The sequence below is a fragment of the Streptomyces sp. NPDC017979 genome (assembly GCF_044328175.1).
Taxonomy (GTDB): Bacteria; Actinomycetota; Actinomycetes; order Streptomycetales; family Streptomycetaceae; genus Streptomyces.
Genome location: NZ_JBIRGU010000003.1, coordinates 1 through 22050, shown reverse-complemented (window position 1 = coordinate 22050; position 22050 = coordinate 1). Strand labels below are relative to the sequence as shown.

Genomic DNA, 22050 nt, shown 5'->3' with positions numbered 1-22050 from the left:
ACCGACGTCGACCGAGACCGCCCGGGCGAAGGAGCGCGATCCGATGGGGTTCGATCCGATGCAGCAGGCACCCGTGCTGACCAGCACTGCCGACCCGGCGTCCGCCGCCTGGCAGGCCAATGAGGCGGCCCACCGGGAGCTCGCCGACGACCTGCGGGCCCGGCTCGCGACGGCCCGGCTCGGCGGCGGCGAGAAGGCCCGCGCCCGGCACGTCTCCCGCGGCAAGCTGCTCCCCCGCGACCGGGTCGACGCCCTGCTGGACCCGGGCTCCCCCTTCCTCGAACTGGCCCCGCTCGCCGCCCACGGGATGTACGGGGACCAGGCCCCGGCCGCCGGCGTCATCGCGGGCATCGGCCGCGTCAGCGGGCGGGAGGCCGTGGTCGTCGCCAACGACGCCACCGTCAAGGGCGGGACGTACTACCCCATGACGGTCAAGAAGCACCTGCGCGCCCAGGAAGTCGCCCTGGAGAACCGCCTTCCCTGCGTCTACCTGGTCGACTCCGGCGGCGCCTTCCTGCCGATGCAGGACGAGGTCTTCCCCGACCGCGAGCACTTCGGGCGGATCTTCTACAACCAGGCGCGGATGTCCGGCGCCGGCATCCCGCAGATCGCCGCCGTCCTCGGCTCCTGCACGGCCGGCGGGGCGTACGTGCCGGCGATGAGCGACGAGGCCGTGATCGTACGGAACCAGGGCACGATCTTCCTCGGCGGCCCGCCGCTGGTGAAGGCGGCGACGGGCGAGGTCGTCACCGCCGAGGAGTTGGGCGGCGGCGAGGTGCACTCCCGGATCTCCGGCGTCACCGACCACCTCGCCGAGGACGACGCGCACGCGCTGCGGATCGTCCGGACGATCGCGGCGACGCTGCCCCGGCGCGGCCCGCTCCCCTGGTCCGTCGAGCCCGTGGCGGAGCCGAAGGTCGACCCCGCAGGGCTGTACGGCGCGGTGCCGGTGGACCCGCGCACCCCGTACGACGTCCGGGAGGTCATCGCCCGGATCGTGGACGCGTCCCGCTTCGCCGAGTTCAAGGCCGAGTTCGGCCAGACCCTGGTCACCGGCTTCGCCCGGATCCACGGCCACCCGGTCGGCATCGTGGCGAACAACGGCATCCTGTTCGCCGAGTCCGCCCAGAAGGGCGCGCACTTCGTCGAGTTGTGCGACCAGCGCGGCATCCCCCTGCTGTTCCTCCAGAACATCTCCGGCTTCATGGTCGGCAAGGACTACGAGCACGGCGGGATCGCCAAGCACGGCGCCAAGATGGTCACGGCCGTGGCGTGCACCCGGGTCCCCAAGCTCACCGTCGTCGTCGGCGGCTCGTACGGCGCGGGGAACTACTCGATGTGCGGCCGGGCCTACTCCCCCCGCTTCCTGTGGATGTGGCCGAACGCCAAGATCTCGGTCATGGGCGGCGAGCAGGCCGCGTCCGTGCTCGCCACGGTCAAGCGCGACCAGTTGGCGGCGCGCGGCGAGCCCTGGTCCGTCGAGGAGGAGGACGCCTTCAAGGCCCCCGTCCGGGCGCAGTACGAGCAGCAGGGCAGCGCCTACTACGCGACGGCACGGCTGTGGGACGACGGCGTGATCGACCCCTTGGAGACCCGCCAGGTGCTGGGGCTCGCCCTGACGGCCTGCGCCAATGCGCCGCTGCCGGCGAAGGAGACGGCCGGCTTCGGCGTCTTCCGGATGTGAACGGGACACGGGCGACGGACGGACGAGGGACAACGGACGAGGGACAGGGGACGACGACGATGTTCAACACGGTCCTGGTGGCCAACCGCGGCGAGATCGCGGTCCGCGTCATCCGCACCCTGCGGGCCCTGGGCATCCGCTCGGTCGCCGTCTACAGCGACGCCGACGCCGACGCCCGGCACGTGCGGGAGGCGGACACCGCGGTCCGGATCGGCCCGCCGCCCGCCGCCGAGAGCTATCTCAGCGTCGAACGCCTGCTGGACGCCGCGGTCCGCACCGGCGCCGAGGCCGTCCACCCCGGCTACGGCTTCCTCGCGGAGAACGCGGCGTTCGCCCTGGCCTGCGCCGAGGCCGAGCTCGTCTTCATCGGCCCGCCCGCCGCCGCGATCTCCCTCATGGGCGACAAGATCCGCGCCAAGGAGACCGTGCTGGCGGCCGGGGTGCCGGTGGTGCCGGGCTCGTCGGGCGCGGGGCTGACGGACGACCAGCTCGCGGACGCGGCCCGCCGGATCGGCCTGCCGGTGCTGCTCAAGCCGTCCGCGGGCGGCGGCGGCAAGGGCATGCGACTGACCCGGCTGGAGTCGGCGCTGCACGACGAGATCGCGGCGGCCCGGCGCGAGGCGCGCGCCTCCTTCGGCGACGACACCCTGCTCGTCGAGCGCTGGATCGACACCCCGCGCCACATCGAGGTGCAGGTCCTGGCGGACGCCCACGGGAACGTCGTCCACCTCGGCGAGCGCGAGTGCTCCCTCCAGCGCCGCCACCAGAAGGTCATCGAGGAAGCTCCGTCGGTCCTGCTGGACGGAGCGACGCGGGCGGCGATGGGCGAGGCGGCCGTACAGGCGGCCCGCTCCTGCGGCTACGTCGGGGCGGGCACGGTCGAGTTCATCGTCCCCGGCGCCGACCTCTCCCAGTACTACTTCATGGAGATGAACACCCGCCTCCAGGTCGAGCACCCGGTCACCGAACTGGTCTGCGGGCTGGACCTGGTGGAGTGGCAACTGCGGGTCGCGGCGGGCGAGCCCCTGCCGTACGCGCAGCAGGACGTCCGGCTCACCGGCCACGCGATAGAGGCCCGGATCTGCGCCGAGGACCCGGCGCGCGGCTTCTTGCCCGCCGGCGGCACCGTCCGCGCGCTGCACGAGCCGCAGGGCGGTGGGATCCGCACGGACTCCGGGCTGAGCGAGGGCACCGAGGTGTCCAGCCTGTACGACCCGATGCTGTCCAAGGTCATCGCGTACGGCCCCGACCGCGCCACCGCCCTGCGGCGGCTGCGCGCCGCACTCGCCGAGACCGTCACGCTCGGCGTCCCGACGAACGCCGGCTTCCTGCGCCGGCTGCTGGCCCACCCCGACGTCGTCGCGGGCGCGCTGGACACCGGCCTGGTGGAGCGGGAGGCCGACGGGCTGGTGGAGCGGGAGGTGCCCACCGAGGTGTACGCGGCAGCGGCGGCGGTGCGCCGCGCCGCCCTCGCCCCCGCGCCCGGCGGCTGGACGGACCCCTTCGCCCGGCCGGACGGCTGGCGGCTCGGCGGTGCGCCGGCGCCGCTCGCGTTCGACCTGCGGGTGCCGGGGCACGAGCCCGTGACGGTCGGGGCGCCGGCGTCCGCGACCGTCACCGCCGACCGCGTCACCGTCACGCTCGACGGCGTCCAGCACTCCTTTAGCCGGGCGGCCGACTGGCTCGGCCGGGACGGCGACTCCTGGCACGTCCAGGACCACGACCCGGTCGCCGCCTCCCTGTCCTCCGCGGCCCACGCCGGCGCGGACAGCCTGGCCGCGCCGATGCCGGGCACGGTCACGGTGGTCAAGGTGGCCGTCGGGGACCGGGTCGCCGCGGGCCAGAGCCTGCTGGTCGTCGAGGCGATGAAGATGGAGCACGTCATCGCGGCGCCGCACGCCGGGACGGTCACCGAGTTGGACGTCACCCCCGGGACGACGGTCGCCATGGACCAACTGCTGGCCGTGGTCGTCCCGGACGAAGGCCCGGACGGGAGCCCGGGACAGAGCACAGAACAGGGCACGGAGGCGGGCGATGGGCATTGACGGGCTGCCGATGGAGTTCCCGGCGCAGGACCTGCCGCCCCGGGTGCGGATCCACGAGGTCGGTCCGCGCGACGGCCTCCAGAACGAGAAGGCGGTCGTCCCCACCGACGTGAAGGCGGAGTTCGTGCACCGCCTCGCCGACGCCGGGCTGACCACGATCGAGGCGACCAGCTTCGTGCGCCCCGAGTGGGTGCCGCAACTGGCCGACGCGGAGCGGCTGTTCCCCAGGGTCACCGACCTCAAGGGCGTCGCCCTGCCCGTCCTCGTACCCAACGAGCGCGGGCTCGACCGGGCCGTCGCGCTGGGCGCCCGGCGGATCGCCGTCTTCGGCTCCGCGACGGAGACCTTCGCCCGCAAGAACCTGAACCGGACCGTCGCCGAGTCCCTGGCGATGTTCGCGCCGGTCGTGGCGCGCGCCAAGGCCGACAAGATCCACGTCCGGGGCTACCTGTCGATGTGCTTCGGCGACCCCTGGGAGGGTCCGGTCCCGTTGCACCAGGTCGTGAAGGTCGCCCGACACCTCCGCGAGCTGGGCTGCGACGAGATCTCGCTGGGCGACACGATCGGCGTCGCCACCCCGGGCCACGTCCTGGACCTGCTGGCCGAGTTGAACGAGGAGGGCGTGCCCACCTCCGCGCTCGCCGTGCACTTCCACGACACCTACGGCCAGGCCCTGGCCAACACCTTCGCCGCGCTGGAGCACGGCGTGACCACCGTCGACGCCTCGGCGGGCGGCCTCGGCGGCTGCCCGTACGCGAAGAGCGCCACGGGCAACCTCGCCACCGAAGACCTCGTGTGGATGTTGCACGGCCTCGGCATCGAGACCGGCGTCGACCTCGGCCGACTCACCGCCACCAGCGTGTGGATGGCCGAGCAGCTGGGCCGCCCCAGCCCCTCCCGCACCGTTCGCGCCCTCTCCCACAAGGAGTGACCATGTCCCTTGACCACCGGCTCACCCCCGAGCACGAGGAACTCCGCCGCACGGTCGAGGACTTCGCGCACTCGGTGATAGCTCCGAAGATCGGCGCGCTGTACGAGCGCCACGAGTTCCCGTACGACATCGTGCGCGAGATGGGCCGCATGGGCCTGTTCGGGCTGCCCTTCCCGGAGGAGTACGGCGGCATGGGCGGCGACTACCTCGCCCTCGGCATCGTCCTGGAGGAGCTGGCGCGCGTCGACTCCTCCGTGGCGATCACGCTGGAGGCCGGGGTGTCGCTGGGCGCGATGCCGGTGTACCGCTTCGGCACGGAGGAGCAGAAGCAGCAGTGGCTGCCGCGGCTGTGCTCCGGCGAGGTGCTGGGTGCGTTCGGACTCACCGAGCCCGAAGGCGGCTCCGACGCGGGCGGCACCAGGACGACGGCGGTGCGCGACGAGGCGGCCGGCGAGTGGGTCATCAACGGCTCCAAGTGCTTCATCACCAACGCCGGCACGGACATCACCGGCCTGGTGACCGTCACCGCGGTCACCGGCCGCACGCCCGACGGCAAGCCCCTGATCTCCTCGATCATCGTCCCGTCCGGCACGCCGGGCTTCACCGTCGCCCCCGCGTACTCCAAGGTCGGCTGGAACGCCTCCGACACCCGCGAGCTGTCCTTCGACGGCGTCCGGGTCCCGCTGGGGAACCTCCTCGGCGAGGAGGGCCGGGGGTACGCACAGTTCCTGCGCATCCTGGACGAGGGCCGGATCGCGATCTCCGCGCTCGCGACGGGGTTGGCGCAGGGGTGCGTGGACGAGTCCGTGAAGTACGCGAAGGAGCGGCACGCCTTCGGCCGCCCCATCGGGTCGAACCAGGCGATCCAGTTCAAGATCGCGGACATGGAGATGCGGGCGCACATGGCCCGCGTCGGCTGGCGCGACGCGGCGTCGCGGCTGGTGCGGGGCGAGTCCTTCAAGAAGGAGGCCGCGTTGGCGAAGCTGTACTCGTCGACGGTGGCGGTGGACAACGCGCGGGAGGCGACGCAGATCCACGGCGGGTACGGCTTCATGAACGAGTATCCGGTGGCCCGGATGTGGCGGGACTCGAAGATCCTGGAGATCGGCGAGGGCACGAGCGAGGTCCAACGCATGCTGATCGCCCGCGAGCTGGGCCTGACGAGCTAGCTCGCTCCGCGGGCTCCTCCCCTGCCGGGGAGCCCGCGGCTTCCCCTACGGGGCGGGGCGCGCGGCCACGTTGCCCCGCGCACCCTTGCTCCACCCGCCGTGCCCCTGCGGCCGCGCTGCTCGGTGCGCCCCGGTGGTGGGCTTGTCGCGCAGTTCCCCGCGCCCCTGGTGTGCTGGCCCCTGTCGGTCATCTGCGAGTCGTCGAGCGGCAGCCCTTGCGCCTGCAGGGTGGGGGGAAGCGCTCCTGATCCCCGTCTCTGACCCGCAGACTAATGGCAGGGGCAGCCCATCAGGCGCGCCGGGAACTGCGCGACAAGCCCACCACCGGGCCGCGGTTGACCGTCGTCGTCTCGCGCCACGGCGGGTGGTCAAGGGGCGCGGGAGGCTGCGCGAGCAACCCACCACCGGGGCGCACCGTGCAGCGCGCCCGCAAGGGCCCGGCAGGGCGGGCGGGAGGTCAGGTTAGGCTAACCTGACCTGGGCGGGGCGCCCGCTCGGGTTCGTCGACGCAGCCAACGGGAGACGCCGCCCCCATGACCCAGCCACCCCCCTTCCGCTTCTTCCCCCTCCGCGTCGCGGCGACCAGGCGGCTCAGCCCCTCCCTCATCCGCGTCACCTTCGAGGGCTTCCCGCGCCAGCGGCTCGACGACTTCGAGGCCGGCGGGCGCGACCAGTCGCTGTCGCTGTTCCTGCCGCACCCCGGTCAGGACGCCCCCATCGTGCCCCTGGACGCCGGCGGCGACGACGCAGACGACGGCTACGACGGCAGCGCGACATTCGCCGCCTGGCGCGCACTGCCCGAGCACGTGCGTGCCGTCATGCGCTCGTACAGCGTCCGCGCCCAGCGCAACCGCCCCGACGGCGCCCGCGAGTTCGACATCGACTTCGCGATACACGACGACGGCGGCCCCGCCTGCCGCTGGGCGCTCCAGGCGGAGCCGGGGCAGCGGGCGATGGTGCTGGGGCCGGCCGTCGCGGACAACACGTCCGTGCGCTTCCGACCGCCGCAGGACACGGACTGGACGCTGATCTGGGGCGACGAAACGGCCCTGCCCGCAGTCGCGGCGATCCTCGAATGGCTGCCGCCCGGCACGCGCGCCAAGGTGTGGCTGGAGGTGCCGCACGCCGGGGACCGGATCGAGTTGACGACGGACGCGCAGGCGGAGGTCGTCTGGCTGGTGCGGGACGAGGGCGCACCCTCCGCCGCCGAGGCCGTCGCCGCCGCCGAGTTCCCGAGCGGCACCCCGTACGCCTGGATCGCCGGCGAGTCCGGCAGCGTCAAGGCGCTCCGCCGCCACCTGGTGGGCGAGCGGGGCGTCGACCGGCGCAAGGTGACCTTCGTCGGGTACTGGCGGCGCGGCATCAGCGAGGACGGCCTGCGCGAAGAGCCGGCCGGCGCGGAAGAAGCCTGACGCCCCGCCCCGAACATCGGGCACGCCCCACCCGCACCACCTCCACCTTTCAAACCCGCCCTCCCTCACACCCCCACATCACCGTCGGGTTTTCAGCCAAAAAGTGGCCCATCCCGGCCAGGGCCGTCTTGCACAGCCCCCAAGGGCATGCATGTCCCGCCGGCCCGCGACAAACGGCGCGTCCCGGCGCACTTCGGTGCGCCCGGGCGGGACCCGCCCCGCACCTCCGCACCACCCCACCCGATCCGGCCGCACGTCAGACGCGACATCCGGCCAAACGGCATGTGAACAACGCCATAACCAGCACGGCAGATCGGGTCCGGAGCACAATTTCCCGGAATGGTTAGGTTAGGCTAACCTTCCCTGCGTCGCCCTCGTCCCCACTCCTGTCCTGAGGCGACCCAAGTCCCCGCATCCGGGAGGACATTGCATGCGCTCGCACCTGCTCAATGACGTAACGGCGGAGAGCTACCGGCGCTCCGTGACCGAAGGAGTCGAGCGGGTGGCGAACCGACTCGCCACAACCCGGCAGCCGTTCACCGGAGTCACCGTCGACGAACTCGCGCCGACGATCTCCGCGATCGACCTCGACCAGCCCCTGGGCGACGCCTCCGCCGCCCTGGACGAGTTGGACCGGGTGTACCTCCGGGACGCCGTCTACTTCCACCACCCGCGCTACCTGGGCCACCTGAACTGCCCGGTCGTCATCCCCGCCGTCCTCGGCGAGGCCGTGCTCTCCGCCGTGAACTCCTCCCTCGACACCTGGGACCAGAGCGTCGGCGGCACCCTCATCGAGCGCCGGCTGATCGACTGGACCGCCGGCCGCATCGGCCTCGGCGACGCCGCCGACGGGGTGTTCACCAGCGGCGGCACCCAGTCCAACCTCCAGGCGCTGCTGCTGGCCCGCGAGGAGGCCAAGACCGACGAGCCGCACCGGCTGCGCATCTTCACCTCCGAGTCCAGCCACTTCAGCGTCCAGAAGTCCGCGAAACTGCTGGGCCTCGGCCGGGACGCGGTCGTCTCCCTGCCCACCGACCGCGACCGCCGGATGCAGACCCTGGCGCTCGCCGCCGAGTTGGAGCGCTGCCAGCGCGAGGGCGCGATACCGATGGCGATCGTGGCGACCGCCGGCACCACCGACTTCGGGTCCATCGACCCGCTGCCGGAGATCGCCGAACTGGCCGAGCGGTACGGCGCCTGGATGCACGTGGACGCGGCGTACGGCTGCGGACTGCTCGCCTCCCCCACCCGCCGCCACCTCCTCGACGGCATCGAGCACGCCGACTCCGTCACGGTCGACTACCACAAGTCCTTCTTCCAGCCCGTGAGTTCCTCCGCGGTGCTGGTCCGCGACGCGGCGACGCTGCGCCACGCCACGTACCACGCGGACTACCTCAACCCCCGGCGGATGGCGGAGGAGAGGATCCCCAACCAGGTCGACAAGTCGCTCCAGACCACCCGCCGCTTCGACGCCCTCAAACTGTGGATGACCCTGCGGGTGATGGGCGCGGACGGCGTCGGCGGCCTCTTCGACGAGGTCTGCGAGCTGGCCGAGGCCGGCTGGCAGGCGCTCGCCGGCGACCCCCGCTACGACGTGGTCGTCCGCCCGCAGCTCTCCACCCTCGTCTTCCGCTACGTCCCCGAGGCCGTCACCGGCCCCGCCCTGATCGACCGGGCCAACCTCTACGCCCGCAAGGCGCTGTTCGCCTCCGGAGCGGCCGTGGTCGCCGGCACCAAGGTCGACGGCCGCCAGTACCTGAAGTTCACCCTGCTCAACCCCGAGACGACGGTCGACGACATCGCCGCCGTGCTCGACCTGATCGCCGGCCACGCCGAGCAGTACCTGGGAGAGAACCTTGTCCACGCCTCTTGAGCCGCCCCTCGAACCGGACGCCGAGCCGTACGACTTCATCGGCGTCGGCCTCGGCCCCTTCAACCTGGGGCTGGCCTGCCTCACCGAACCGATCGAGGAGCTGAACGGCCTCTTCCTGGAGTCCAAGCCCGACTTCGACTGGCACTCGGGCATGTTCCTCGAAGGCGCCCACCTCCAGACGCCGTTCATGTCGGACCTGGTCACCCTGGCCGACCCGACGTCCCCGTACTCCTTCCTCAACTACCTGAAGCAGTCCGGCCGGCTGTACTCCTTCTACATCCGGGAGAACTTCTACCCGCTGCGGACCGAGTACAACGACTACTGCCGCTGGGCCGCCGCCCAACTCGGCTGCGTGCGCTTCAACACCACCGTCACCCGCATCGAGCACGCCGACGGCCGCTACCGCGTGCACACCGCCGACGGCTCCGTGCTGTCCGCCCGCCGCATCGTGCTGGGCACCGGCACCCCGCCGTACGTCCCGGAGACCTGCCGCGACCTCGGCGGCGACTACCTGCACAACTCCCAGTACGTGCACCACAAGGCGGCGCTCCAGGCCAAGGAGTCGATCACGCTCGTCGGCAGCGGCCAGAGCGCCGCGGAGATCTACTACGACCTGCTCTCCGAGATAGACGTCCACGGCTACCGGCTGAACTGGGTCACCCGCTCCCCGCGCTTCTTCCCGCTCGAATACACCAAGCTGACGCTGGAGATGACCTCCCCGGAGTACATCGACTACTACCACGGGCTGCCGGAGGAGACCCGCTACCGGCTGGAGACCCAGCAGAAGGGCCTGTTCAAGGGCATCGACGGCGACCTCATCGACGCCATCTTCGACCTGCTCTACCAGAAGAACCTCAAGGGCCCGGTGCCCACCCGGCTGCTCACCAACTCCGCCCTCAACGGCGCCAGCTACGACGCGGAGTCCGGCACGTACCTCCTCGAACTGCGCCAGGAGGAGCAGGGCAAGGACTACGAGCTGCGCACCGAGGGCCTGATCCTGGCCACCGGCTACAAGTACGAGCCGCCGGCCTTCCTCGCACCACTGCACGACCGCATCCGCTGGGACGGGAAGGGCCGTTTCGACGTCGCCCGGAACTACTCCGTCGACACCTCCGGGCGCGAGATCTTCCTCCAGAACGCGGGCGTGCACACGCACTCGATCACCTCACCCGACCTGGGCATGGGTGCGTACCGCAATGCCTACATCATCGGCGAGATGCTCGGCTCCGAGTACTACGCCGTGGAGAAGACGATCGCGTTCCAGGAGTTCTCGGTATGACCACCCCCCGCCCGCTGGGATTCACCGTACGACCGCTCGACCCACGCACCGACGCCGAGTTGGTGCACGGCTGGGTCACCCACCCCAAAGCCGGGTTCTGGCTGATGTCCGACTTCGAGCTCCAGGACGTCGAGCGGGAGTACACGGCGATCACGGCGAGCGAGCACCACCACGCCTTCATCGGGCACGGCGCGGACGGCGCGCCGGTCTTCCTGATGGAGCGGTACGACCCGGCGCACGTCGAGCTGGTGGGTCTGTACGACCACCGGCCCGGCGACGTCGGCATGCACTTCCTCGTCGCGCCGACCGACACCCCGGTGCACGGCTTCACCCGGGCCGTGATCACCGCCGTCATGCAGACCCTGTTCGCCGATCCGGCGACGGAGCGCGTGGTCGTCGAGCCCGACGTGGGCAATGCTGCGGTGCACTCGCTCAACGCGTACGTCGGCTTCGAGGTCGTCCGGCGGATCAGCAAGCCGGAGAAGGACGCCTACCTGAGCGTCTGCACCCGCAGGTCCTTCGAGAACAGCGTCGCGGTGGCGAGCGGACGGGCGGTGACCCGATGACCGCCGCCGACGCCGTGGCCCACCTGACGCCCGAGCTGTGGGAGCGCGCCAACCGGCTGCTGGTGCGCAAGGCGCTCGCCGAGTTCGCCCACGAGCGGCTGCTCGCGCCCGAGCCGGTCGGCGAGGCCCCCGGTGCGCCCGGGGACGCCGGTGCCTACCGGGTGTTGAGCGACGACGCGGGCACCGAGTACCGCTTCACCGCCCGCCGCTTCGCCCTCGACCACTGGCACGTCGACGCGGACTCCGTCACCCGCCACCGCGACGGCGCCGCCCTGCCGCTGGACGCGCTGGACTTCTGCACCGAACTGCGCGGGGCGCTCGGCCTGCGCGACGAGGTCCTGCCGGTCTACCTGGAGGAGATCTCCTCCACGCTGGCCGGTACGGCGTACAAGCTCGCCAAGCCCGCGGTGAGCGCTGCGGAGCTGGCCGCGGCCGACTTCCAGGCGATCGAGACCGGGATGACCGAGGGCCACCCCTGCTTCGTCGCCAACAACGGCCGTCTCGGCTTCGGCGTCCACGAGTACCTGTCGTACGCCCCGGAGGCGGCCAGCGAGATCCGGCTGATCTGGCTCGCGGCCCGCCGCGACCGCGCCGTCTTCACCTGCGGCGCCGACCTCGACTACGACGCCCTGGTCCAGGACGAGCTGGGCGCGGCGACGCTCGCCCGGTTCGGCGCGCGGATGAAGGAGCTGGGGCTCGACCTCGCCGAGTACTACCTGTTGCCCGTGCACCCCTGGCAGTGGTGGAACAAGCTCTCCGTCACCTTCGCCGGCGAAGTCGCACAGCAGCACCTGGTCTTCCTCGGCCCCGGGGACGACGAGTACCTGGCGCAGCAGTCCATCCGGACCTTCTTCAACGCCAGCGCGCCGCACAAGCACTACGTCAAGACCTCGCTGTCGGTGCTCAACATGGGCTTCATGCGCGGCCTGTCGGCGGCGTACATGAAGGCCACCCCGGCGATCAACGACTGGCTGGCGGCGTTGATCGACCGGGACGAGGTGCTGCGGGCCGGCCGGTTCTCGATCATCCGCGAGCACGCGGCCGTCGGCTACCACCACCGGCAGTACGAGGCGGCGACCGACCGGCACTCCGCGTACCGCAAGATGCTGGCGGCGCTGTGGCGGGAGAGTCCGGTGCCCGCGCTGGCCCCCGGCGAACGCCTCGCCACCATGGCGTCGCTGCTGCACACGGACCGTGCCGGGGCGTCGTTCGTCGGCGCGCTGATCGACGCGTCGGGGCTCGCGCCCACCGCGTGGCTGCGCGGCTACCTGGACGCTTACCTCACGCCCGTGCTGCACAGCTTCTACGCGTACGACCTGGTGTACATGCCGCACGGGGAGAACGTGATCCTGGTCCTCGGACCGGACGGGGCGGTGGTGCGCACGGTCTTCAAGGACATCGCGGAGGAGATCGCGGTCCTGGACCCGGACGCGGTGCTGCCGCCGGCGGTGGAGCGCATCCGCGCCGACGTCCCGGACGGGATGAAGCTGCTGTCGGTCTTCACGGACGTCTTCGACTGCTTCTTCCGCTTCCTGGCGGCGACGCTGGTGGCCGAGGGCCGGATGACCGAGGACGCCTTCTGGCGGACCGTCGCGGAGTGCGTCCGCGGCTACCAGGAGTCGGTGCCGCACCTGGCGGACAAGTTCGCCGAGTACGACCTGTTCGCGCCCGAGTTCGCGCTCTCCTGCCTCAACCGGCTCCAGTTGCGCGACAACCGGCAGATGCTCGACCTCGCGGACCCCTCCGGCGCGCTCCAACTCGTCGGCACGCTCCGCAACCCCTTGGCCGGATCGGCCGCGTAGAGCCGGGCGGGCGCCCCCGAACACGGTCCCTCGGGGGCGCCCGTCCTCTTCCCGCTCGATCTCCGCGCTACTCGGCGGCCCACTCGACCTTCGGGGACGGGTGGTACGCGATGCCCAGCGCGGTCAGTCGCCTGCCCTGGTCCACCAGTCGCTCGTGGAAACCCTCCCAGGGCAGGTCACCGCGCGACCAGCCCTTCTCCGCCGCGCTCAGCAGCCGCGGGAAGGCCATCAGCTCCAGCTCGGCGTTGGTGCTGAGCGTCTCGGTCCACAGCGGCGCCTCGACCCCGAGCACCGCCTCCGCCGGCACGCCCTCCTCGGCGAAGTACGTCGCCGGGTCCCAGTCGTAGGAGCGGTCGACCTCCACCAGGCCGGCCCAGCTCAGCCCCAGCGCGAACTCGCCGTCGTACTTCATGTCGAGGTAGGCGCGGTCCGCCGGGGACAGGATCAGCCGGGCGCCGGCGCGCACCGCGGCCGCGACCTGCTCGCGCTCCTCCTTCTTGGTCTCGTCCGTGCCCCAGTACTGCACCCAGCCGCCGTCGGCGACGGCGGTGCCCGTGACCTGGTGCCAGGCGACGACCTCCTTGCCGTGCCGCGCCACCGACTCCTGCGCCTTCGCCATGATCGCGGCGTAGTCCTCGGCGCTGGTGTTGTCGGCCTCGTCGCCGCCGATGTGGAGGCGGTCGCCGGGGGTGATGGCGGCGATCTCCCGGATCACGTCGTCCATGAACTCGTACGTCACGGGCTTGTCCGCGCACAGCGAGCTGAAGCCGACCTCGGTGCCGGTGTACAGCTCAGGGGCCTGCCCGTCGGGGTTCAGCTCGGCGTACGAGGCGAGCGCCGCGTTGGTGTGGCCCGGCAGGTCGATCTCCGGGATGACCTCCAGGTGGCGTTCGGCGGCGTACTCGACCAGCTCACGGAACTGGTCCTTGGTGTAGAAGCCGCCCGTGCCGCCCACCGAGGTCGAGCCGCCGACGGCGGTGAGCTGCGGCCAGGAGTCGACGGCGATCCGCCAGCCCTGGTCGTCCGTGAGGTGCAGATGGAGCGTGTTGATCTTGTAGAGGGCGAGTTGGTCGACGTAGCGCTTGACCTGCTCGACGGTGAAGAAGTGCCGGGACACGTCGAGCATGGCGCCGCGGTACGGATAGCGGGGCACGTCGGTGATGGTGCCCCCGGGCACGGTCCACGGCCCGGGCTGCTCGGAGTCCGCCTCCACGGCGTGCGGCAGCAGTTGGCGCAGGGTCTGCACGCCGTGGAAGAGCCCGGCCGGCTCGCGGGCCGTGAGCAGGACCCCGTCCCCGGTGGACTCCAGTCGGTAGCCCTCGTCGCCCAGTTCGCCCGCGGCGGGGTCCAGGCGCAGTTGCACGCCGTCGGCGCCGGAGCCCGGGGTCACCGGCAGCGGGTACCCGGTGGACGGCCGCAGGTACGCGGCGAGGTGGTCGCCCACGGCGCGCACCCCGGGCGCGTCGTCGACCCGGATCGCGGTGGCGGAGGTGATCGTGTACGGCGTGCCGCCCGGCCGTACGGAGGACGGCGCGGGAACGACGTTCCCGAGGGCGGACACGGGGGCGGGATCGGAGTCGGGCGACCGGAGGTTCGTCCGGGACACACTCACGGGCTGGTTCCCTTCAACAGACGTCGAGCCTCGCGCCATCGTCCCCGACGCGGGCACCTAGGTCTAGACCAAGTCTCGCCGCCCGTGACCCGCGGCGCCGTCGACCCCGCGGTCCGGGCCTCGCGCGGGTGGAACAATCTCCTTCATGGTCATGGCGGAAATCATCCAGAAGGACGGCACCTGGAGCTTCGACGGGGACACCGTCCGCATCGTCCCGGGCTCCGACAAGGGCGTCGGTCTGCTGCGCCGGACGCTCGGCGAGCTCGCGGTGCCGCTGGAAGCCGTCGCCGGGGCGTCGTACGAGCCGGGCCGGAAGTCCGGGCGACTGCGGCTGCGCCTGCGCAGCGGCGCCGATCCGCTCCTCCAGCTCACCGGGGGCCGACTGCGGGACGGCGCCGATCCGTACGCGCTCTCCGTCGACAACGACCGCAGCGGGGTCGCCGAGTACTTCGTGGACGAGGTGCGCAACGCGCTGCTCATCGAGCAGATCGAGACCGCCCCGACCGGGCGCTATCTGCTGCCGGGGCCCCCGCTGCCGATCGGTGCGACCGCCGGGGACGGCACGGTCGACTTCGACGGCGAGCAGATCAGGCTCACCTGGAACTGGAAGACGGAGGACTCCAAGGCGTCCGGCGGGCCCCGCACCGTCGACCTCGTCGACGTGCACTCCGTGGAGTGGCAGCCGTCGGGCGGCCTGGAGAACGGCTTCCTGCGGTTCGGCGTCGCCAAGGACCGCTCGGCCACCCCGCCCAAGTACGACCCGTACGCCGTCGACCTGTGGGGCTTCCGCAAGGACCCGCTGATGGCGCTGGTGGGTGCGGCGGTGGTGGCCCGGCTGCCGCATCCGTACGCGCCCGCCGGGCCCGCCGCCGCATCCTCGTCGACGAACGCACTGACGAAGCCGGCCGCCCCGGAGGCGGCACCGGTGCCCGCGGTCGGTGGCGGCGGCGACGAGACGGACGCGCTGCTGCGCCGGCTGCGCGAGCTGGGCGAACTGCACCGCGCCGGCATACTCACGGACGACGAGTTCAGCACCGCGAAGCAGGCCCTGCTGAAGCGGCTGTGATCCACCCCACGGCATCCGCCCGCAGCGCCCGCGGCGCCCGCCCGACGACGCCCGATACGCCCATTCGTCGTCGATTTCCAAGAACCTTGCCCGGAATCGGGCAGGATTCTTGCATTCGAACGTATCGACCCACCAGTATCTACGGGTGCTCGAACACCGCCAGCCGGGTCGTCCGTCATCCTCCGCGCCGCGGGCCGTGCAGCCCGCGCACGCGCACGACGACCTGATAGACCACCTCGTCCGCAGCACCGCGCTCCAGCGCGGTGAGGCGGTGCGGGTGGTGCTCGACGTGCTGGCGTACTTCGACGAGAAGACCGAGACCTACGTCCGCCGCCGCCACCGCGAACTGCAGTCGGCGGGCCTGGCGAACGCGGAGATCTTCGAGCGGATCGCCGCCGAACTGCCGCACCGCGCGGTCGCACCGCCGGAGCTCTCGCTCCGCCAGTTGCGCCGCATGGTCTACGGCTGACGGCGCGGCCCGCCACCCACCGGTCGACGACCAACGACCGACCGGTGACCCAGGGATCTCCCACCTATGGAGGGGCAAGACCTTTATGTGCGGAATTGTCGGATACATCGGCAAGCGTGATGTGGCACCGCTGCTGCTGGAGGGCCTCCAGCGGCTGGAGTACCGGGGGTACGACTCGGCGGGCCTGGTGATCACCAGCCCCAAGGCCGCCGGCCTGAAGATGGTCAAGGCCAAGGGCCGGGTCCGCGACCTGGAGGCCCGGGTGCCCAAGCGGTTCACCGGCACCACCGGCATCGCGCACACCCGCTGGGCCACCCACGGCGCCCCCAGCGACGAGAACGCCCACCCGCACCTCTCCGCCGACGAGCAGGTCGCCGTCGTCCACAACGGCATCATCGACAACGCCGCCGAACTGCGCGCCCGGCTGGAGGCCGAGGGCGTCGTCTTCGCCTCCGAGACCGACACCGAGGTGCTCACCCACCTGATCGCGCGCTCCGCGGCCGAGACGCTGGAGGAGAAGGTCCGCCACGCCCTCAAGGTCGTCGAGGGCACCTACGGCATCGCCGTGATGCACGCCGACTTCACCGACCGCATCGTGGTCGCCCGCAACGGCTCCCCGGTCGTCCTCGGCATCGGCGAGAAGGAGATGTTCGTCGCCTCCGACGTCGCCGCCCTGGTCGCCCACACCCGCCAGGTCGTCACCCTCGACGACGGCGAGATGGCCACCCTCAAGGCCGACGACTTCCGCACCTACACCACCGAGGGCTCGACCACCACGGCCACGCCCACCACGGTGGAGTGGGAGGCCGAGTCGTACGACATGGGCGGCCACGACACGTACATGCACAAGGAGATCTGCGAGCAGGCGGACGCGGTGGACCGCGTGCTGCGCGGCCGGATCGACGACCGCTTCTCCACCGTGCACCTCGGCGGGCTCAACCTGGACGCCCGCGAGGCCCGCTCCATCCGCCGCGTCAAGATCCTCGGCTGCGGCACCTCGTACCACGCGGGCATGATCGGCGCCGGGCTGATCGAGTCGCTGGCCCGGATCCCCGCGGACGCCGAGCCCGCCTCCGAGTTCCGCTACCGCAACCCGGTCGTCGACCCCGACACCCTCTACGTCGCGGTCTCCCAGTCCGGCGAGACGTACGACGTGCTCGCCGCCGTCCAGGAGCTCAAGCGCAAGGGCGCGCGGGTGCTGGGCGTGGTGAACGTGGTCGGTTCGGCCATCGCCCGCGAGGCCGACGGCGGCGTGTACGTGCACGCCGGGCCCGAGGTCTGCGTGGTGTCGACGAAGTGCTTCACCAACACCGTCGTCGCCTTCGCGCTCCTCGCGCTCCACCTCGGCCGCATCCGCGACCTGTCGGTCTCCGAGGGCAAGCGGATCATCGAGGGCCTGCGCCGGCTGCCGGCGCAGATCGCCGAGATCCTGCAGGCCGAGGACGACGTCAAGAAGCTCGCCGAGGAGTACGCCGGGGCGCAGTCGATGATGTTCATCGGACGGGTCCGCGGCTATCCGGTGGCCCTGGAGGCGTCCTTGAAGCTCAAGGAGATCTCCTACATCCACGCCGAGGCGTACCCCGCGTCCGAGTTGAAGCACGGGCCGCTCGCGCTGATCGAGCCCGCGCTGCCGACCGTGGCGATCGTCCCCGACGACGACCTGCTGGAGAAGAACCGGGCCGCGCTGGAGGAGATCAAGGCCCGCAGCGGTCGCATCCTCGCCGTGGCCCACCGCGAGCAGGAGAAGGCGGACCACACCGTCGTCGTGCCGAAGAACGAGCCCGAGTTGGACCCGATCCTGATGGGCATCCCGCTCCAGCTCTTCGCGTACCACACCGCGCTGGCGATGGGCCGGGACATCGACAAGCCGCGCAACCTGGCGAAGTCCGTCACCGTGGAGTGACGTCCGGGCACAGCCGTTCCCCCGCGCGTCGCCACCTGTCGCGCGGGGGAACGTCAGCAGCCGGTGCGTTCGACCGATCGGCACCGGCCTGCGCCCGCTCGGCCGGTGGCCGTCACTCCCCGACCGGCGGCGCGTGCGGAGGGAAAGACGCCCGTCTTCCGCAACCGTCCGCGGCGGGCTCCCGTTCCGTCCTGTGGAGTTGTCGCGGGCGACGACGGCCCGGCGACCGCTATGTACCCCCCACCAGCGCACGACGCACCTCTACGCACCAGTAGGGTTCCGCGGACTTTCGCTGGACTACGCCTCGTACGAAGGCAGTTGACTCCGCGTCACGAAGGGCGCTTCAAGGGATCCTCAAGGGATGACGACGACGGGGCGCTGTGCCCGTCGGGCGAGCCGGCCGGCCACCGAGCCGAAGATGCGGCCGACGATGCCGTGCGTCGAGCCCACCACGATGGCGTCGGCGGAGTACTCCCGGCCGACCTCCTCCAACTCGTGGCAGATGTCGCCGCCGCGCTCCACCAGGATCCACGGCACCTCGGTGAGGTAGTCGGCGCAGGCCAACTCCAGGCCCAACACCTCGGTGCGGTGGTCGGGGACGTCCACGAAGACCGGGGGCTCGCAGCCCGCCCAGACCGTCGTGGGCAGTCGGTTCGCCACGTGGACGATGATCAGGCCGGAGCCGGAGCGGCGCGCCATGCCGATCGCGTACGCGAGCGCCCGCTCGCTGGAGGTCGATCCGTCGAAGCCGACGACGACTCCGTGCCGAAAGGCCGGATCGCAGGAATGGCGTGCTTCTTCGGCCGCTTGCAGATCCGACACGGGGTCGGCGACCTGCTTGCGGTCCGCGGGTTCAGGGATCTCGTGACCGGCCATCGGTGTCTCGGCGAAGGAGTCCTCAGTGGGAGGGGAGAACAAGTGGACAGACGTTAACGGTGCTGTGTCCGGGAATCATCTTCCCTGGCCCATACCCGTAAGGGTACGGCGACACTCCTCTCATGCCCAGAGGTGACCGCCCCAATCGGGCAGTTCCAGGGAGCATGCCTCAGGGCCTGCGGGTTGGCAATGCCATGTGGCGTCTACAGCGGTCTAGACACCTGGCGGCGGCCGAGCCGCCCGGCCCGCCCCCTTCGACCTGGCGCATCCGCGTCCCTCCTGGTCACCCGGGGGAGCCCGACGGACGCGGTGGGTGACCGTTCGGGCGTCGTCCATGCGGTCGAGGCATTCCGCGCCGCAGTGACCGGAAGGCGGCGGTCGTCGTTGGCACCTCGGTCACCCCGCAGCCCAGAGGGAGCTTCCGTGCCCGCGCACTCGTCCGCCGCCGCGCCCCGCACCGCCGATCGCAGCGCTGCCCGGCCCGCCCCCGGCGCGGGGTCCGGGGCCGGCGCGGCGTGCGGTTCGGGGTCCGGGGCCGGCGCCGTGGACGCCGACGCGCCCCGGCGGGACGCCGCGCCGCCGTGCACCTGCCCCTCCCCCGGCTCGCCCTGGGACCCGGCGGGCGAAGTGGTCCGCTGGGCGGCCTTCAGCTGTCTGCTCGTGCCGGTCGTGCTCGTGGTGTACGGGGCGTCCGTCGGCGGGGCTGCCGCCGTCGCGCTGGGGCTCGCCGCGGTGACCGCGGCCTGTCGGATGCTGTTGCGGCACTCGGAGCGCAACGCGGCGCGGGTACGGGAGGGAGCGCGGGCGGACGGGCCGTCGGCGTCGCGCCACCGACGCCGGTCCGAGGAGTCGGGCGCGCCGGCGTGCGGCGGCGCGGAACGCACCCCCCGCGGCTGAGTTCAGCCGTCGTCGTCGCACAGCCACACCTATATAGTTTCAGCCAACTTCACGCCACCCCCGACCCCTTGGGCAAATGGCCCGAGAACCCCCTTGTCACCAGGCAGGGAAGCGTCTCCGGTGGCCTGCGCACCCTACGTGGACGGGCCATGCACGTGAGGCGCACTTCCCTGCGGGGCTTGCAGATGGAACGCTTCGTGATCGAATGCTTCGCGCCAAGTTCCCAGGCAGACATAGCGGGGCATGCCGAACTTGTCTCGTCGGTGCCACGGGACGCAGTAGATTCGATCATGAGTATCGAAGGCCCGGGTACTCGTGCAAAACCGAGGGGAAAAGTGCAGGAGCGAACGGCCCGGAAAGAACGGGGAGACGCGAACACCGAGGGGGGCTTAGCGTCATGAGTCAGGACTCCGCCGCACCGGAGGTAGCACGGAAGCTCTCCGGGCGTCGGCGCCGGGAAGTCGTCGCCGTACTGCTGTTCAGCGGCGGCCCCATCTTTGAGAGTTCCATACCGCTTTCGGTGTTCGGGATTGACCGCCAGGACGCCGGAGTACCTCGCTATCGACTGCTCGTCTGCGCAGGCGAGGAGGGTCCGCTGCGGACCACGGGCGGCCTTGAGCTGACCGCACCGTACGGTCTCGAAGCGATCGGTCGCGCAGGCACCGTCGTGGTGCCGGCCTGGCGGTCGATCACCTCGCCGCCGCCGCCCGAGGCGCTGGAAGCGCTGCGCCGCGCACACGAGGAGGGCGCCCGCATAGTCGGACTGTGCACGGGAGCGTTCGTGCTCGCCGCGGCCGGTCTGCTCGACGGCCGCCCGGCGACGACGCACTGGATGTACGCGCCGACGCTGGCGAAGCGATATCCGTCCGTGCACGTCGATCCGCGCGAGTTGTTCGTCGACGACGGCGATGTGCTCACCTCCGCCGGAACGGCGGCCGGAATCGATCTCTGTTTGCACATCGTGCGTACGGATCACGGCACGGAGGCCGCCGGAGCGCTCGCGCGCAGGCTGGTCGTACCGCCCCGGCGCAGCGGTGGGCAGGAGCGCTATCTGGACAGGTCTTTACCAGAGGAAATCGGGTCGGACCCGCTGGCCGAGGTCGTCTCGTGGGCGCTGGAACACCTTCACGAACAGTTCGACGTGGAGACCCTGGCGGCCCGGGCGTACATGAGTCGGCGCACCTTCGACCGGCGATTCCGTTCACTGACCGGCAGTGCGCCGCTCCAGTGGTTGATCACCCAGCGGGTGCTCCAGGCCCAGCGGCTGCTGGAGACCTCGGACTACTCGGTCGACGAGGTGGCGGGCCGCTGCGGCTTCCGCTCCCCCGTCGCGCTGCGCGGCCACTTCCGGCGCCAGCTGGGCTCGTCCCCGGCGGCCTACCGGGCCGCGTACCGGGTGCGGCGCCCCCAGGGCGACTCCGCGCCGCCGGCGGTCGAATCGGTGGTGCCGATCCAGGCCCGGCGCGCTTCGGGCCCGGGCGGTCCGGGCGGACCCCCGCCCGAGCTGGGGAAACCCCCGTCGGGGGCGTACGCGGCAGGCCCGGGACGTCCCAGTCTGCCCGGTCAGCGGAGCGCGCCATAAAGTGGACGCATGAACGACCGCATGGTGTGGATCGACTGCGAGATGACCGGGCTCTCGCTGGCGGACGACGCACTCATTGAGGTGGCCGCGCTGGTCACCGACTCGGAACTGAACGTGCTCGGCGAAGGGGTGGACATCGTCGTCCGCCCGCCGGACGCGGCGCTGGAGTCGATGCCCGAGGTGGTGCGGCAGATGCACACCGCCTCGGGCCTCCTCGACGAGCTGGCGGGCGGCACCACGCTCGCCGACGCCGAGGCGCAGGTCCTGGCGTACGTGCGGGAGCACGTCAAGGAGCCCCGCAAGGCACCGCTCTGCGGAAACTCGGTCGGCACCGACCGCGGCTTCCTGGCCCGGGACATGGCGGCGCTGGAGCAGTACCTCCACTACCGGATCGTCGACGTCTCCTCCGTGAAGGAGCTGGCGCGGCGCTGGTACCCGAGGGCGTACTTCAACAGCCCGGAGAAGAACGGGAACCACCGGGCGCTGGCGGACATCCGCGAGTCCATCGCGGAGCTGCGGTACTACCGCGAGGCGGTCTTCGTGCCGCAGCCCGGCCCGGACTCGGAGACGGCGAAGGCGATCGCGGCGAAGCACGTGGTGCGCGCGGACGGGCACTAGTTCCCGTCGCCGTCGGGGCCCCGCGGGGCCCCGACGCCGGCTTCCCGGAAACCGTGGCGCGAGCACCCTCCGGAAGCCTGTACACTTTTTCTCGGCCGGTCAGGAAAACGACCGGTCATGGTGGGTGTAGCTCAGCTGGTAGAGCACCTGGTTGTGGTCCAGGATGCCGCGGGTTCGAGTCCCGTCACTCACCCTGATTGATCAAGGGCTGACCTGTGAAAACGGGTCAGCCCTTCTTCATGCCCAAACTCTTGGGAACATCATGG

At 71.6% G+C, this 22050-nt stretch carries 17 protein-coding genes and 1 tRNA gene; 16 read left to right on the top strand and 2 right to left on the bottom strand.

The annotated features are described in order from the left end of the window. Window positions 1-58: 58 nt before the first annotated feature. From ACH4E8_RS09755 to ACH4E8_RS09715, 9 genes are all read left to right on the top strand, one after another. Window positions 59-1684 (top strand): carboxyl transferase domain-containing protein, encoded by a 1626-nt coding sequence (locus tag ACH4E8_RS09755; RefSeq protein WP_398447258.1) that lies wholly within the window; start codon window positions 59-61, stop codon window positions 1682-1684. A 59-nt stretch (window positions 1685-1743) separates the two neighbouring features. Then, the gene (locus tag ACH4E8_RS09750) at window positions 1744-3729 is read left to right on the top strand and encodes a biotin carboxylase N-terminal domain-containing protein (RefSeq protein WP_398446160.1); all 1986 of its coding nucleotides are present in this window, start codon (window positions 1744-1746) and stop codon (window positions 3727-3729) included. Beyond that, window positions 3719-4660: a hydroxymethylglutaryl-CoA lyase gene (locus ACH4E8_RS09745; protein WP_398446158.1), complete on the top strand. Its 942-nt coding sequence runs from the start codon at window positions 3719-3721 to the stop codon at window positions 4658-4660. Before ACH4E8_RS09750 ends, ACH4E8_RS09745 begins: the two co-directional genes overlap by 11 nt. A 2-nt stretch (window positions 4661-4662) precedes the next feature. Then, the gene (locus ACH4E8_RS09740; protein ID WP_398446156.1) at window positions 4663-5829 is read left to right on the top strand and encodes an acyl-CoA dehydrogenase family protein; all 1167 of its coding nucleotides are present in this window, start codon (window positions 4663-4665) and stop codon (window positions 5827-5829) included. A gap of 533 nt (window positions 5830-6362) precedes the next feature. Further along, complete coding sequence (locus tag ACH4E8_RS09735) at window positions 6363-7241, top strand: siderophore-interacting protein (protein WP_398446154.1); 879 nt, start codon at window positions 6363-6365, stop codon at window positions 7239-7241. 430 nt (window positions 7242-7671) lie between these two features. Then, window positions 7672-9114, top strand: a complete 1443-nt coding sequence (locus ACH4E8_RS09730) for a pyridoxal phosphate-dependent decarboxylase family protein (protein WP_398446152.1) — start codon at window positions 7672-7674, stop codon at window positions 9112-9114. Beyond that, complete coding sequence (locus ACH4E8_RS09725; RefSeq protein WP_398446150.1) at window positions 9098-10393, top strand: lysine N(6)-hydroxylase/L-ornithine N(5)-oxygenase family protein; 1296 nt, start codon at window positions 9098-9100, stop codon at window positions 10391-10393. The genes ACH4E8_RS09730 and ACH4E8_RS09725 overlap by 17 nt, the downstream gene beginning before the upstream one ends. Further along, window positions 10390-10959 carry a GNAT family N-acetyltransferase gene (locus ACH4E8_RS09720; RefSeq protein WP_398446148.1) on the top strand — a complete coding sequence of 190 codons (570 nt, stop codon included), beginning with the start codon at window positions 10390-10392 and terminating at the stop codon, window positions 10957-10959. Before ACH4E8_RS09725 ends, ACH4E8_RS09720 begins: the two co-directional genes overlap by 4 nt. Next, window positions 10956-12761, top strand: coding sequence for an IucA/IucC family protein (locus tag ACH4E8_RS09715; protein WP_398446146.1), 1806 nt, complete (start codon window positions 10956-10958; stop codon window positions 12759-12761). Before ACH4E8_RS09720 ends, ACH4E8_RS09715 begins: the two co-directional genes overlap by 4 nt. A 67-nt stretch (window positions 12762-12828) precedes the next feature. Here ACH4E8_RS09715 and ACH4E8_RS09710 read toward each other — a convergent pair whose 3' ends face one another. Continuing rightward, on the bottom strand, window positions 12829-14412 hold the full coding sequence (locus ACH4E8_RS09710; RefSeq protein ID WP_398446144.1) for a beta-N-acetylhexosaminidase: 1584 nt from the start codon (window positions 14410-14412) through the stop codon (window positions 12829-12831). A 112-nt stretch (window positions 14413-14524) separates the two neighbouring features. Between ACH4E8_RS09710 and ACH4E8_RS09705 the strand changes: the two genes are divergently transcribed. From ACH4E8_RS09705 to glmS, 3 genes are all read left to right on the top strand, one after another. Next, complete coding sequence (locus ACH4E8_RS09705) at window positions 14525-15439, top strand: DUF4429 domain-containing protein (protein ID WP_398447256.1); 915 nt, start codon at window positions 14525-14527, stop codon at window positions 15437-15439. Between the two features lie 196 nt (window positions 15440-15635). After that, window positions 15636-15908 carry a hypothetical protein gene (locus tag ACH4E8_RS09700; protein ID WP_398447254.1) on the top strand — a complete coding sequence of 91 codons (273 nt, stop codon included), beginning with the start codon at window positions 15636-15638 and terminating at the stop codon, window positions 15906-15908. Between the two features lie 85 nt (window positions 15909-15993). Continuing rightward, window positions 15994-17811: a glutamine--fructose-6-phosphate transaminase (isomerizing) gene (glmS, locus tag ACH4E8_RS09695; RefSeq protein WP_398446142.1), complete on the top strand. Its 1818-nt coding sequence runs from the start codon at window positions 15994-15996 to the stop codon at window positions 17809-17811. Window positions 17812-18165: 354 nt separating this feature from the next. Here the strand turns inward: glmS and ACH4E8_RS09690 are convergent, their stop codons facing one another. After that, window positions 18166-18687, bottom strand: a complete 522-nt coding sequence (locus tag ACH4E8_RS09690; protein WP_398447252.1) for a universal stress protein — start codon at window positions 18685-18687, stop codon at window positions 18166-18168. A gap of 423 nt (window positions 18688-19110) precedes the next feature. Between ACH4E8_RS09690 and ACH4E8_RS09685 the strand changes: the two genes are divergently transcribed. The 4 genes from ACH4E8_RS09685 to ACH4E8_RS09670 all read left to right on the top strand — a co-directional run bounded on the left by ACH4E8_RS09685 (window position 19111) and on the right by ACH4E8_RS09670 (window position 21977). Continuing rightward, window positions 19111-19584 carry a hypothetical protein gene (locus ACH4E8_RS09685; protein WP_398446140.1) on the top strand — a complete coding sequence of 158 codons (474 nt, stop codon included), beginning with the start codon at window positions 19111-19113 and terminating at the stop codon, window positions 19582-19584. 397 nt (window positions 19585-19981) lie between these two features. After that, a complete protein-coding gene (locus ACH4E8_RS09680; RefSeq protein ID WP_398446138.1) occupies window positions 19982-21166 on the top strand; it encodes a helix-turn-helix domain-containing protein in 1185 nt (394 codons plus the stop codon). Between the two features lie 9 nt (window positions 21167-21175). Continuing rightward, window positions 21176-21784: an oligoribonuclease gene (gene orn, locus ACH4E8_RS09675; RefSeq protein WP_398446136.1), complete on the top strand. Its 609-nt coding sequence runs from the start codon at window positions 21176-21178 to the stop codon at window positions 21782-21784. Between the two features lie 120 nt (window positions 21785-21904). Further along, window positions 21905-21977, top strand: a tRNA-His gene (locus ACH4E8_RS09670). Window positions 21978-22050 lie beyond the last annotated feature (73 nt).